Consider the following 13,856-nt stretch of genomic DNA (forward strand, 5'->3'; position numbering starts at 1 on the left):
AAAGGAGAGACACATGAGTCAGGTTGCCGTTGTCATTGGTGGGGGACAAACCTTAGGCGAGTTCCTCTGCCATGGGCTTGCCGCAGAGGGCTACCGCGTGGCGGTCGTGGATATTCAGAGTGAGAAAGCCGCCCGCGTAGCGGACGCCATCAACACCGAATTTGGCGAAGGGATGGCGTATGGATTTGGCGCCGACGCCACCAGCGAGCAGAGCGTGATGGCGCTGGCCCGCGGCGTGGATGAGATTTTTGGTCGCACCGATCTGCTGGTCTACAGCGCGGGGATCGCGAAAGCGGCCTTTATCAGCGATTTCGAACTGGGGGATTTTGACCGTTCGTTGCAGGTGAATCTGGTGGGCTATTTCCTCTGCGCCCGAGAATTTTCCCGCCTGATGATCCGCGACGGTATTCAGGGGCGCATCATTCAGATCAACTCAAAATCGGGGAAAGTGGGCAGCAAGCACAACTCCGGCTACAGCGCGGCGAAGTTTGGCGGCGTCGGGCTGACGCAGTCTCTGGCGCTGGATCTGGCCGAATACGGCATTACCGTTCACGCACTGATGCTGGGTAACCTGTTGAAATCTCCGATGTTCCAGTCCCTACTGCCGCAGTATGCCGCCAAACTAGGCATCAAAGCGGAGGACGTCGAACAGTACTACATCGACAAAGTGCCGCTGAAGCGCGGGTGCGATTATCAGGACGTGCTGAACATGCTGCTGTTTTACGCCAGCCCGAAAGCCTCGTACTGCACCGGGCAGTCGATTAACGTCACCGGTGGGCAGGTGATGTTCTGAGTTCATTCCCCGGTGGCGCTGCGCTTACCGGGCTACAATCCCCGTATGCCGGGTAAGGCGCAGCCGCCACCCGGCAGTTTTAAGCAACCAGCCAGAAAATCGCCAGCGCAATCACCAACGCGATAAACATCAATCCCGGACGGGCAGAAAGCGTTTTGAACGTATCAACTACGGGGGCAAACAGCGGGCTGTAGATCGGCTGAATGTTTCTTACCTCCGGCATGCCGCCTTCCCGCTCGGCGCGGCGAATGAAGATCTGATTGAGCACATCCTGCACCTGCGCAGTGGTCAGCACCGTTTGCGGCGTAGCCTGCCAGCTCTGCTGAGCGTAATCCCGGATCGTATCGAACTCGTGCGGTTCCAGCGGTTGTTTCAGCGCCGCCTGTACGCTGTGCAGGGTCGGGGCGCTCTGGGTGCTGAGCGTCTGACGCGCCTGGAGCCAGGTGACCAGATGGGTAAACTGTTTTGCCGGGATCATCTCGCCCGCTTTCACACCGGAAAGTTCCAGCATGGATTGCCAGATAAGCTTTGTGGGTTCGCCGGTAGCGGCAGCCAGCTTAGTGACCATCTGCTTGAGCGTATTATGCTCCGCAGGCTGCAATGGCCGTTCTGTAGACGGGCGCTGTTGCGGCTGCGGGATAGAAAGCTGATTGCTTTGCAGCAGGGTCAACACGGTTTTCAGCTGTTCTTGCGAAAGCTGGCTCAGGGCGGTATGACCGTACTGTTGACGGATAAAATCACTCACCGCCTGGCGATTATTCCCCTGGCCCAATAGCTCGGTCAGCTGCGAGATAATCTGGCGGGTAGTATGTTGCTGCTGTGCGCTGGTAAGACGCTGGTTAAGGTTTTGTTCGGCGGCAGGGAAATGGCGCGACTGTAGCGGCGCATCGTTTCTTACGCCCAAATCGTGCTTAACGCCGGCCCATACCTCTGCGTTTTGCTGTGAGGTTAACGCAATAAGACGCGTGATCAGACGCTCCAGTACGGTGCGTTGCTGCGTGGAGAGCGGTTGTTCGCCTGGCGTGTTGGGCGTTACGGGGCCTTCACCCGGAGGGCGCGGAGGCGTACCTGAAATGGGCTGCATCGTCAAAAATCCTTAAAGTCAAACTCTGCGTAACCGGGCGGAGATATATGCCCGGCGGCGAGATTATGGCACACTTGGCAGGTTTACTTCCTCTCAAACAGGTACTCAGACGTGAAAATCCTCGTTGATGAAAATATGCCTTACGCCCGTGAGCTGTTCAGCCGCCTGGGTGAGGTTAAGGCTGTCCCTGGTCGCCCGATTCCGGTCAGCGAACTGGACGATGCAGACGCCCTGATGGTGCGCTCGGTGACCAAAGTAAATGAGGCGCTGCTCACCGGCAAAGGGGTAAAATTTGTCGGGACGGCAACGGCCGGGACCGATCATGTGGATGACAAGTGGCTTAAGCAGGCGGGGATTGGTTTTTCCGCGGCGCCAGGCTGTAACGCCATTGCCGTCGTGGAATATGTTTTCTCCTCGCTATTGATGCTGGCCGAGCGCGATGGTTTTGCGCTGAAAGACCGCACCGTCGGGATTGTAGGGGTGGGCAACGTGGGCGGACGTCTGCAAAAGCGTCTGGAAGCCTGGGGCATCCGCACCCTGCTGTGCGATCCGCCGCGTAAGGATAACGGCGATGAAGGCGACTTCCGCACGCTGGATGAGCTGGTCGACGAGTGCGACGTCATCACCTTCCATACGCCGCTCTTTAAAGAGGGGCCGTACAAGACTCTGCACCTGGCCGACGAAAAGCTGATCCGCCGTCTGAAGGCTGGCACTATTCTGATAAATGCCTGCCGGGGACCGGTGGTGGATAACGCGGCGCTGCTGGCATGTCTGAACGAACTACAAAACCTCAGCGTGGTGCTGGACGTCTGGGAACCCGAGCCGGATCTCAACGTTGAGCTACTCAACAAGGTGGACGTGGGCACCGCGCATATCGCTGGCTACACGCTTGAAGGCAAAGCGCGTGGCACAACCCAGGTGTTTGAGGCTTACAGCGCCTTTATCGGCCATCCGCAGCAGGTGGCGCTGGATACGCTTCTGCCCGCCCCGGAATTCGGCCGCATTACCCTTCATGGCCCGCTGGATGAGGCAACGCTGAAAAGACTGGTGCATTTGGTGTATGATGTGCGCCGCGATGACGCGCTGCTGCGTAAAGTGGCGGGTATTCCGGGTGAGTTTGACAAGCTGCGCAAAAATTACCTTGAGCGCCGCGAGTGGTCTTCCCTGTATGTCATGTGCGATGACGCGTCAGCGGCGGGGCTGCTGCATAAACTGGGATTTAACGCCGTTCACCACCCGGCACGTTAATGTCTTCTTAATGCTCCCTGTCGGATATTCCGGCAGGGACGCTTTTTTATTTCTGGAGTAAACCACCATGTCTGAAGGCTGGAACATTGCCATTTTGGGTGCCACTGGCGCCGTGGGCGAAGCCCTGCTTGAAACCCTTGCTGAGCGTCAGTTCCCGGTGGGTGAGATTTACGCACTGGCGCGTACCGACAGCGCAGGAGAACATCTGCGTTTCGGCGGCAAATCCGTGATGGTGCAGGATGCCGCCGCGTTTGACTGGACGCAGGCTCAGCTGGCGTTTTTTGCCGCAGGGGCGGAAGCCACGGCGTCTTACATTGAAGAAGCGACAAATTCAGGCTGTCTGGTGATCGACCTGAGCGGCCTGTTCTCCCTGGAGCCGGATGTGCCGCTGGTGGTGCCGGACGTCAACCCGTTTGTGCTGGCTGACTACCGCAACCGCAACATCATTGCAGTACCGAACAGCCTCACCAGCCAGCTGCTGACCGCGCTGAAGCCGCTGATCGACGACGGTGGCCTGTCGCGTATTTCCGTGACCAGCCTGCTTTCAGCCTCCGCTAACGGTAAAAAAGCCGTAGACGCACTGGCAGGGCAGAGCGCGAAGCTGCTGAACGGTATCCCGATCGACGAAGATGATTTCTTTGGCCGCCAGCTGGCGTTCAACATGCTGCCGCTTCTGCCGGATCGTGAAGGTTCGGTGCGGGAAGAGCGTCGTATCGTCGATGAAGCACGCAAAATTTTGCAGGATGACGGGCTGATGATCTCCGCGAATGTCGTGCAGTCTCCGGTCTTTTACGGCCACGCGCAGATGGTCGGGTTTGAAGCCCTGCGTCCGCTGGCGGCTGAAGAAGCCCGCGACGCGTTTGGCCGCGGTGAGGACATTGTCCTGTCCGAAGAGAGCGAATTCCCGACGCAGGTGGGCGACGCCACCGGCAGCGCGCATCTCTCTGTGGGCTGCGTGCGTAACGATTACGGTATGCCGGAGCAGGTGCAGTTCTGGTCCGTTGCCGACAACGTGCGTTTTGGCGGCGCGCTGATGGCGGTCAAAATCGCGGAAAAACTGGTGCAGGAGTATCTGTACTGATGTCAGATGTGGAACAAACGCCGGTCCACAGAATTGCCCTCGGCATTGAATACGATGGCAGTAAATACTATGGCTGGCAGCGGCAGAATGAGGTGCGCAGCGTCCAGGAGAAGCTGGAGAAAGCGCTCTCTCAGGTGGCGAATGAACCGATAAGCGTCTTCTGTGCGGGCCGCACCGATGCCGGCGTTCACGGCACGGGGCAGGTGGTGCATTTTGACACCACCGCCGTGCGCAAAGACGCGGCCTGGACGCTGGGTGTAAATGCGAATTTGCCTGGTGACATTGCCGTGCGTTGGGTGAAAGCTGTGCCGGATGATTTTCACGCGCGTTTCAGCGCGACGGCGCGGCGCTACCGTTATGTCATCTATAACCAGCGCCTGCGCCCGGCGGTGTTAAGCCAGGGCGTGACGCATTTTTATGAACCGCTGGATGCAGAACGTATGCAGCGTGCGGCGCAGTGTCTGATTGGAGAGAATGATTTTACGTCGTTTCGTGCGGTGCAATGTCAGTCCCGTACGCCGTGGCGTAACGTCATGCACATTAACGTCAGTCGTTATGGCGCGTATGTGGTGGTGGATATCAAAGCCAATGCCTTTGTACATCATATGGTGCGGAATATTGTAGGCAGCCTGATGGAAGTGGGCGCCGGACACCAGCCGGAGAGCTGGATTGCAGAACTGCTGGCAGCGAAGGACAGAACGCTTGCGGCAGCAACGGCGAAAGCGGAAGGGCTGTATCTGGTTTCGGTGGATTATCCGGACCGGTTCGACCTGCCAAAACCGCCAATGGGCCCGCTGTTTTTAGCGGACTAAACAAAGGTGCAATTAGGGCTTAGACAATATGGACGTAATACGTTTTCTGATTGATTTCATCCTGCATATTGATGTTCACCTGGCGGAGCTGGTCGCGCAGTACGGCGTCTGGGTGTACGCCATTCTGTTCCTCATTCTGTTCTGTGAAACCGGCCTTGTGGTTACGCCGTTCCTGCCGGGAGATTCACTGCTGTTCGTGGCGGGCGCGTTATCCGCACTGCCAACGAATGACCTGAATGTCCATCTGATGGTCGTCCTGATGATCATCGCCGCGATTGTTGGTGATGCGGTCAACTACACCATCGGGCGGGTGTTTGGCGAGCGGTTGTTCAGTAATCCGGACTCGAAGATTTTCCGCCGCAGTTATTTAGATAAGACCCATGCGTTCTATGAGCGCCATGGCGGTAAGACCATTATCCTTGCCCGTTTTGTGCCTATTGTGCGTACATTTGCACCGTTTGTGGCGGGAATGGGTCACATGTCCTATCGTCATTTTGCCATGTACAACGTGGTGGGCGCGCTGCTGTGGGTGCTGCTGTTCACCTATGCAGGCTACCTGTTTGGCGATCTGCCGGTGGTTCAGGAAAACCTTAAGTTACTGATTGTAGCGATTATTGTGCTTTCCGTACTGCCTGGCGTCATCGAAATTATCCGTCACAAACGCGCGGCGGCAAAGCAAGCGAAGTAAATGCACGCTGGCGGTTCGACCACTTTTTTATCCAAAGTTTCGGGCTGTTATGTTTTAATGTGCAACATTCATGGTCTGTTGGAGGCAAAAATGGCATTATTCGCCTCTTACAGCAAAACTGGCATACGACCAGGTTCAGGCAGAAAGGTTATCAATGAGCTGGATTGAACGAATTAAAAGCAACATTACCCCAACGCGTAAAGCGAGCATTCCTGAAGGGGTATGGACGAAGTGTGATAGCTGCGGCCAGGTTCTGTATCGCGCAGAGCTGGAACGCAATCTTGAGGTGTGTCCGAAGTGTGACCACCATATGCGTATGTCGGCGCGCAACCGCCTGCATAGCCTGCTGGACGAAGGTTCTCTGGTAGAACTGGGCAGCGAACTGGAGCCAAAAGATGTGCTTAAGTTCCGCGACTCCAAAAAATACAAAGATCGCCTGGCCTCTGCACAGAAAGAGACCGGCGAGAAAGATGCGCTGATCGTCATGAAAGGCACCCTGCACGAGATGCCGGTGGTTGCCGCCGCGTTTGAGTTCTCCTTTATGGGCGGCTCAATGGGCTCTGTGGTTGGCGCGCGCTTCGTGCGTGCCGTTGAGCAGGCGCTGGAAGACAACTGCCCGCTGATCTGCTTCTCCGCCTCCGGTGGCGCACGTATGCAGGAAGCGCTGATGTCCCTGATGCAGATGGCGAAAACCTCTGCGGCGCTGGCGAAAATGCAGGAGCGCGGTCTGCCGTACATCTCGGTACTGACCGATCCAACCATGGGCGGCGTTTCTGCAAGCTTCGCGATGCTGGGCGACCTGAACATCGCTGAGCCAAAAGCGCTGATCGGCTTTGCGGGTCCTCGCGTTATCGAGCAGACCGTACGTGAGAAACTGCCGCCGGGCTTCCAGCGCAGTGAGTTCCTCATTGAGAAGGGCGCCATCGACATGATCGTCCGCCGTCCGGAAATGCGCCTGAAACTGGCAAGCGTCCTGGCGAAGCTGATGAATCTGCCGGCGCCGAACCCGGACGAGCCGCGCGAAGGCGTGGTGGTACCGGATCAGGAACCCGAGGCCTGATAACTGAAAAGGGCAGGGCCGAATGGCGCTGCCCTTTTGCTTTCTAAACCGTTAATGACAACCGGGCATCATGGAAAATAAAAGCATTCCTCAAGCCACGTCGCCCCTGGCCGCGTGGCTTTCTTATCTGGAAAACCTGCACAGTAAAACTATCGACATGGGCCTTGAGCGCGTAAGCCAGGTTGCCGCGCGTCTTGACGTGCTGAAACCCGCGCCTTTCGTATTTACCGTGGCCGGCACTAACGGTAAAGGCACCACCTGCCGCACGCTGGAATCTGTCCTGATGGCTGCGGGGTACAAGGTTGGCGTTTACAGCTCGCCGCATCTGGTGCGCTATACCGAGCGCGTGCGCGTGCAAAACACCGAGCTGGCGGAATCCGCCCATACGGCGTCGTTTGCCGCTATCGAAGCTGCGCGCGGCGAAACCTCATTAACCTATTTCGAATACGGCACCCTGTCGGCGCTGTGGCTGTTTAAGCAGGCGCAACTGGACGTGGTGATCCTGGAAGTGGGGTTGGGCGGGCGTCTGGATGCCACCAATATGGTGGATGCGGATGTCGCCGTCGTCACCAGCATCGCGCTGGATCACACCGACTGGCTGGGCCCGGACCGCGAGAGCATTGGCCGTGAGAAGGCCGGTATTTTCCGGGCCAATAAGCCTGCCGTGGTAGGCGAACCGGACATGCCGCATACCATTGCTGAGGTAGCGAAAGAGAAGGGCGCTCGTCTGCTGCGTCGCGGCGTGGACTGGCAGTATGAGGTGCAGGACAAAGGCTGGCGCTTCAGCGATGCGCAGGGCGTGCTGGAGAATCTGCCGCTGCCGCAGGTGCCACAGCCTAACGCGGCGACTGCGCTGGCAGCCCTGCGCGCCAGCGGATTAGCGGTAAGCGAGCAGGCGATCCGCGATGGCATTCAGAACGCACTGCTGCCGGGACGTTTTCAGATTGTGAGTGAGTCGCCGCGTCTGATTCTGGATGTTGCACATAATCCGCATGCGGCGGCGTACCTCGCAGGACGTCTCAAATCGTTACCAAAAACCGGGCGCGTGCTGGCGGTTATCGGTATGCTTCATGATAAAGATATCGGCGGCACGCTGGCCTGCATGGAGAGTGTGGTCGATAGCTGGTATTGTGCTCCTCTGGAAGGGCCGCGCGGCGCGACTGCTGAGCAGTTGATGGAGCATCTCGGCAAAGGCGAAATCTACAGCAGTGTGGTTTCGGCCTGGCGTGCCGCGATGGCGGAGGCTAAACCAGAAGATACCGTGCTGGTGTGTGGGTCATTCCACACGGTGGCACATGTCATGGAAGTGATGGACGCGGGGAGAACCGGTGGCGAGTAAGTTTCAGAACCGTTTAACAGGAACCATTGTGCTGGTCGCGCTCGGGGTGATTATTCTCCCGGGACTGCTCGACGGGCAAAAAAAGCATTACCAGGATGAATTTGCGGCCATTCCGCTGGTACCCAAACCGGGCGATCGCGACGAGCCCGATATGCTGCCAGCGGCAACGCAGGCGCTGCCTGCCCAGCCGCCAGAAGGTGCAGCGGAAGAGGTGCGCGCAGGTGATGCAGCCGCGCCGTCTCTTGATCCGTCGCGTCTGGCCGCGAATAACAACGTTGAAATCGATCCTGTACCGGTAGAGCAACCCAAACCGGTTGAAAAACCGAAGCCGGTAGAGAAAACGCAGCCTAAACCGCAGCGTGACAAAGCCGACGAGCAGCTGGCTGCGGCAACGGAAACGCCGCCACCGGCCAAACAGACCCAGCAGGAGGCCGCCCCTACGGGTAAAGCCTATGTCGTTCAGCTCGGTGCGTTGAAAAATGCAGATAAGGTCAATGAGATCGTGAGTAAACTGCGCGGCGCGGGATACCGTGTTTATACTTCACCCACCACGCCGGTAAAGGGTAAAATTACCCGTATCCTCGTCGGGCCGGATGCGTCTAAAGATAAGCTCAAAGGTTCGCTTGGCGAGCTGAAGCAAATCTCCGGCCTGAGCGGTGTGGTGATGAACTACAGCGCAAACTGATAGAAATTACCCCCTCACCCTAACCCTCTCCCTTGAGGGAGAGGGCCGGGGTGAGGGGGAGGCAGACGTTCACAGAAACGTCAAAGGTGCGGTGGCGTTGAGCATTTTTTCAGCGCCTTTTTTATTTACGCGTGGGAAGGAAATCCCTACGCAAACGTTTTCTTTTTCTGTTAGAATTCGCCCCGAACTGGATGACAGGGCGTTTAATCGTGGGACACATATGGTCTGGATTGATTACGCCATCATTGCGGTGATTGGTTTTTCCTGTCTGGTTAGCCTGATCCGTGGCTTTGTTCGTGAAGCGTTATCGCTGGTAACCTGGGGTTGTGCTTTCTTTGTTGCCAGTCATTACTACACTTACCTGTCTGTCTGGTTCACGGGCTTTGAAGATGAACTGGTCCGAAACGGAATCGCCATCGCGGTGCTGTTTATCGCGACGCTGATTGTCGGCGCTATCGTCAATTACGTGATAGGTCAGCTGGTCGAGAAAACCGGTCTGTCAGGAACGGACAGGGTACTCGGCATCTGTTTCGGCGCGTTGCGAGGCGTGCTCATTGTGGCCGCGATCCTGTTCTTCCTGGATACCTTTACCGGGTTCTCCAAAAGTGAAGACTGGCAAAAATCGCAGCTCATTCCGGAGTTCAGCTTCATCATCAGATGGTTCTTTGACTATCTGCAAAGCTCGTCGAGTTTCTTGCCCAGGGCATAAACCCTGAGATGTGGCTTAACGAGGAAAAGACGAATGTGCGGTATTGTCGGTATCGCCGGTTTCATGCCGGTAAACCAGTCGATTTATGACGCGTTAACGGTGCTTCAGCACCGTGGGCAGGATGCTGCGGGTATCATCACCATTGATGCAAACAACTGCTTCCGTTTACGCAAGGCGAATGGCCTGGTAAACGATGTGTTTGAAGCCCGCCATATGCAGCGTCTGCAAGGTAATATGGGGATCGGTCACGTTCGTTATCCTACTGCTGGCAGTTCCAGCGCCTCTGAGGCTCAGCCTTTTTACGTTAACTCCCCGTATGGCATCACGCTTGCCCACAATGGCAATCTGACCAATGCCCACGAGCTGCGTAAAAAGCTGTTCGAAGAGAAACGTCGCCACATTAACACCACCTCTGATTCTGAAATCCTGCTCAATATCTTTGCCAGCGAACTGGATAACTTCCGCCATTATCCGCTGGAAGCAGACAACATTTTTGCCGCCGTTGCCGCGACTAACCGCCTGATCCGTGGCGCGTACGCTTGCGTGGCGATGATCATCGGTCATGGCATGGTGGCCTTCCGCGATCCAAATGGCATTCGCCCGCTGGTGCTCGGCAAACGTGACCTCGGCGATGGCCGTTCCGAGTACATGGTTGCCTCCGAAAGCGTGGCGCTGGACACTCTGGGCTTCGAATTCCTGCGTGATGTCGCGCCAGGCGAAGCGGTCTACATCACTGAGAAGGGCCAGCTGTTTACCCGTCAGTGCGCCGACAACCCGGTGAGCAACCCGTGCCTGTTCGAATACGTTTACTTCGCGCGTCCGGACTCGTTCATCGACAAGATTTCCGTTTACAGCGCGCGCGTCAACATGGGGACGAAGCTGGGTGAGAAGATTGCCCGCGAGTGGGACGATCTCGACATCGACGTCGTCATCCCAATCCCTGAAACCTCCTGTGATATCGCGCTGGAAATTGCCCGTATTCTGGACAAGCCGTACCGTCAGGGCTTCGTGAAAAACCGCTACGTGGGCCGCACCTTTATCATGCCGGGCCAGCAGCTGCGTCGTAAGTCCGTACGTCGTAAGCTGAACGCTAACCGTGCCGAGTTCCGCGACAAGAACGTGCTGCTGGTGGACGACTCCATTGTGCGCGGCACGACGTCTGAGCAGATCATCGAGATGGCGCGTGAGGCCGGGGCGAAGAAAGTGTATCTCGCCTCCGCAGCGCCGGAAATTCGCTTCCCGAACGTGTATGGCATTGATATGCCAACCGCTAACGAGCTGATTGCTCACGGTCGTGAAGTAGACGAAATTCGGCAGATCATCGGTGCCGACGGCCTGATTTTCCAGGATCTGAACGATCTGATCGACGCGGTGCGCGCCGAGAACCCGGATATTCAGCAGTTCGAATGCTCGGTATTCAATGGGATCTACGTAACGAAAGACGTTGACCAGCAGTATCTTGACTATCTGGATTCGCTGCGTAACGACGATGCGAAAGCCGTCCAGCTGCAAAACGATCTCGAAAGCTTAGAGATGCACAACGAAGGTTGATGCGTATGCAGGTGAGGGCGCTCGCCCTCACTTGCAACTCCCCGTAAAATCCTGCACAGTCTGCCCTGAAATCAGCAAGGGCGAAAATCATGAAACGACTCATTGTAGGGATCAGCGGTGCCAGCGGCGCGATTTATGGCGTCCGGCTTTTACAGGTGCTGCGTGACGTTGCAGGCGTAGAAACCCATCTGGTGATGAGCCAGGCGGCGCGTCAGACCCTCTCTCTTGAAACCGATCTCTCTCTGCGCGACGTTCAGGCCCTGGCTGACGTTGTCCACGATGCCCGCGATATCGCCGCCAGCATCTCTTCGGGCTCGTTTAAAACGGCCGGCATGGTTATTTTGCCCTGTTCGATTAAAACCCTTTCCGGCATTGTAAACAGCTATACCGACACGCTGGTGACGCGTGCAGCGGATGTGGTGCTGAAAGAGCGTCGTCCTCTGGTGCTTTGCGTGCGGGAAACGCCGCTGCACCTGGGACATCTGCGTTTAATGACGCAGGCAGCCGAACTGGGGGCCGTGATTATGCCGCCGGTCCCCGCGTTCTATCATCGTCCGCAAACGCTGGACGATGTCATCAACCAGACCGTTAACCGCGTACTGGATCAGTTCGATATCGACCTGCCGGAAGATCTCTTTACCCGCTGGCAGGGGGCGTGAAGCTGTGCACAAACAAGGTGCATGAAAAGACAATTTGCCCTGTTTCAGGGCAAAACTGCAACCGCGATCATATCCTCGACATTTAATTCGCTTTTTCCCTTTTTCTCTTTCCGGTTCGTTCGGCAGACCTGCTATCTTTCACCATTAAGGCAGTATCGCAACGTTTTATTAACATATTTAACGTCGAAGTTTTAACCCGGCGACAATGTGGCATAAGACCTGCAAGAACAGCCTGCAACACAACACACAACATAAACCATAATAAAATCACGGTTCTTGAGGGTAAATGTATGAAGAAGACGGTTCTGGCTCTGTCTTTGCTCGTGGGCTTGAGTGCAGCAGCAAGTAGCTATGCAGCGCTTCCACAGACAGTTCGTATCGGTACAGACGCAACCTACGCGCCATTCTCTTCTAAGGATGCGAAAGGCGACTTCGTGGGGTTTGATATCGATCTGGGAAATGAGATGTGCAAACGCATGGAAGTGAAATGCACATGGGTGGGCAGTGACTTTGACGCGCTGATCCCGTCGCTGAAAGCCAAGAAAATTGATGCCATCATCTCTTCTCTCTCCATCACGGAAAAACGTCAGCAGGAGATCGCCTTCTCTGAGAAGCTCTACGCTGCCGACTCACGTCTGATTGCCGCGAAAGGCTCGCCAATCCAGCCGACCATCGACTCGTTGAAAGGCAAACATGTTGGCGTGCTTCAGGGCTCGACCCAGGAAGGTTACGCCAATGCTAACTGGCGCGAGAAGGGCGTCGATGTTGTGGCTTACCAGAACCAGGATCTGATCTACTCTGACCTGGCGGCAGGCCGTCTGGATGCCGCGTTTCAGGATGAAGTCGCCGCGAGCGAAGGCTTCCTGAAACAGCCTGCGGGTAAAGAGTACGCCTTTGCCGGCCCGTCGGTAAAAGACAAAAAATACTTTGGCGACGGTACCGGTATTGGCCTGCGTAAGGATGATACCGAGCTGAAAGCCGCCTTCGACAAAGCGTTTAATGAGCTGCGTAAAGACGGTACCTACGACAAACTGGCGAAGAAATACTTCGATTTCAACGTCTACGGTGATTAATGCCTGAATAAGATGCACTGAAGTGGTGCATCTTAACGGGGTTATGTTCCAGTATGGTGCAATACATGCACCATACTGGATCGCTGTGTGCATAGTTAAGCATTTAAAATGCAAAAATTCCCGTTCAAAGGCATTAATCTTTGCCTGAATGAGGGGATTAATGGCACATTAACAACACCCCGTCGTCGTAAAAATCTCGTATTAAGACAGTTTGTTGAGGACAGATATGAAAAAACTGGTGTTGTCACTTTCTCTGGTACTGGCTTTTTCCAGCGCCACCGCGGCATTCGCAGCAATTCCGCAGAAAATTCGTATTGGAACTGACCCAACCTATGCACCTTTCGAATCGAAGAATGCGAAGGGAGAACTGGTCGGTTTTGACATCGATCTGGCTAACGAGCTGTGCAAACGCATTAAAGTGCAATGTACCTACGTTGAAAACCCGCTGGATGCGCTGATCCCGTCCCTGAAAGCGAAGAAAATTGACGTGATCATGTCCTCCCTGTCCATCACAGAAAAACGTCAGCAGGAGATTGCCTTCACGGACAAACTCTATGCGGCGGACTCACGTCTGGTGGTGGCGAAATCCTCTGACATTCAGCCAACCCTTGAATCTCTGAAAGGCAAACGCGTGGGCGTGTTGCAGGGTACGACGCAGGAAACCTACGGCAACGAGCACTGGGCGCCAAAGGGGATTGAAATTGTCTCTTACCAGGGCCAGGAAAACATCTACGCAGACCTCACGGCAGGCCGTATTGACGCGGCATTCCAGGATGAAGTGGCGGCAAGCGAAGGCTTCCTGAAACAGCCTGTGGGTAAAGATTACAAGTTCGGCGGTCCGTCCATTAAGGACGAAAAACTCTTTGGCGTCGGTACCGGTATGGGCCTGCGTAAAGAAGACAACGAACTGCGTGAAGCCCTGAACAAAGCGTTCGCCGAGATGCGCGCGGACGGCACCTATGACAAGCTGGCGAAAAAGTACTTCGATTTTAATGTTTACGGCGGCTAATCGCCCCGTCTGATAACGTGCGGCCCCTCCCGTTGCGGGAGGGGAAAAGACACGGTTCCACCACT

General features: G+C 55.9%; 14 protein-coding genes. 13 read left to right on the top strand and 1 reads right to left on the bottom strand.

Annotation, left to right across the window (positions count from 1 at the left end):
* Positions 1-13: 13 nt before the first annotated feature.
* Positions 14-793 carry a sorbitol-6-phosphate dehydrogenase gene (srlD, locus tag IM290_RS07850; RefSeq protein WP_017382786.1) on the top strand — a complete coding sequence of 260 codons (780 nt, stop codon included), beginning with the start codon at positions 14-16 and terminating at the stop codon, positions 791-793.
* A gap of 79 nt (positions 794-872) precedes the next feature.
* Here srlD and flk read toward each other — a convergent pair whose 3' ends face one another.
* Positions 873-1,877 (bottom strand): flagella biosynthesis regulator Flk, encoded by a 1,005-nt coding sequence (flk, locus tag IM290_RS07855; protein ID WP_045349109.1) that lies wholly within the window; start codon positions 1,875-1,877, stop codon positions 873-875.
* Positions 1,878-1,988: 111 nt separating this feature from the next.
* Between flk and pdxB the strand changes: the two genes are divergently transcribed.
* The 12 genes from pdxB to hisJ all read left to right on the top strand — a co-directional run bounded on the left by pdxB (position 1,989) and on the right by hisJ (position 13,791).
* Positions 1,989-3,125, top strand: a complete 1,137-nt coding sequence (pdxB, locus tag IM290_RS07860; RefSeq protein ID WP_193042322.1) for a 4-phosphoerythronate dehydrogenase PdxB — start codon at positions 1,989-1,991, stop codon at positions 3,123-3,125.
* Positions 3,126-3,192: 67 nt separating this feature from the next.
* On the top strand, positions 3,193-4,206 hold the full coding sequence (locus IM290_RS07865) for an aspartate-semialdehyde dehydrogenase (RefSeq protein ID WP_015572252.1): 1,014 nt from the start codon (positions 3,193-3,195) through the stop codon (positions 4,204-4,206).
* Positions 4,206-5,018 (top strand): tRNA pseudouridine(38-40) synthase TruA, encoded by an 813-nt coding sequence (gene truA / locus IM290_RS07870; RefSeq protein ID WP_063623984.1) that lies wholly within the window; start codon positions 4,206-4,208, stop codon positions 5,016-5,018. Before IM290_RS07865 ends, truA begins: the two co-directional genes overlap by 1 nt.
* 28 nt (positions 5,019-5,046) lie before the next feature.
* On the top strand, positions 5,047-5,706 hold the full coding sequence (locus tag IM290_RS07875) for a DedA family protein (RefSeq protein ID WP_003861406.1): 660 nt from the start codon (positions 5,047-5,049) through the stop codon (positions 5,704-5,706).
* 154 nt (positions 5,707-5,860) lie between these two features.
* Positions 5,861-6,766 carry an acetyl-CoA carboxylase, carboxyltransferase subunit beta gene (accD, locus tag IM290_RS07880; protein WP_014884667.1) on the top strand — a complete coding sequence of 302 codons (906 nt, stop codon included), beginning with the start codon at positions 5,861-5,863 and terminating at the stop codon, positions 6,764-6,766.
* Between the two features lie 70 nt (positions 6,767-6,836).
* On the top strand, positions 6,837-8,105 hold the full coding sequence (folC, locus tag IM290_RS07885) for a bifunctional tetrahydrofolate synthase/dihydrofolate synthase (RefSeq protein WP_023295092.1): 1,269 nt from the start codon (positions 6,837-6,839) through the stop codon (positions 8,103-8,105).
* The gene (dedD, locus tag IM290_RS07890) at positions 8,095-8,790 is read left to right on the top strand and encodes a cell division protein DedD (RefSeq protein ID WP_193042321.1); all 696 of its coding nucleotides are present in this window, start codon (positions 8,095-8,097) and stop codon (positions 8,788-8,790) included. The genes folC and dedD overlap by 11 nt, the downstream gene beginning before the upstream one ends.
* 220 nt (positions 8,791-9,010) lie before the next feature.
* On the top strand, positions 9,011-9,499 hold the full coding sequence (gene cvpA, locus IM290_RS07895; RefSeq protein ID WP_000262116.1) for a colicin V production protein: 489 nt from the start codon (positions 9,011-9,013) through the stop codon (positions 9,497-9,499).
* Between the two features lie 33 nt (positions 9,500-9,532).
* Entirely contained in the window at positions 9,533-11,050 is a 1,518-nt protein-coding gene (gene purF / locus IM290_RS07900; protein ID WP_006811407.1) for an amidophosphoribosyltransferase, read from the top strand.
* Positions 11,051-11,139: 89 nt separating this feature from the next.
* Positions 11,140-11,709 (top strand): UbiX family flavin prenyltransferase, encoded by a 570-nt coding sequence (locus tag IM290_RS07905; RefSeq protein WP_015572254.1) that lies wholly within the window; start codon positions 11,140-11,142, stop codon positions 11,707-11,709.
* A gap of 290 nt (positions 11,710-11,999) precedes the next feature.
* Positions 12,000-12,782 (top strand): lysine/arginine/ornithine ABC transporter substrate-binding protein ArgT, encoded by a 783-nt coding sequence (gene argT, locus IM290_RS07910; protein ID WP_015572255.1) that lies wholly within the window; start codon positions 12,000-12,002, stop codon positions 12,780-12,782.
* A gap of 226 nt (positions 12,783-13,008) precedes the next feature.
* The gene (gene hisJ / locus IM290_RS07915) at positions 13,009-13,791 is read left to right on the top strand and encodes a histidine ABC transporter substrate-binding protein HisJ (RefSeq protein WP_023295090.1); all 783 of its coding nucleotides are present in this window, start codon (positions 13,009-13,011) and stop codon (positions 13,789-13,791) included.
* Positions 13,792-13,856: the final 65 nt, after the last annotated feature.

Source organism: Enterobacter cloacae complex sp. S1 (assembly GCF_014930525.1).
GTDB lineage: Bacteria > Pseudomonadota > Gammaproteobacteria > Enterobacterales > Enterobacteriaceae > Enterobacter > Enterobacter hormaechei_C.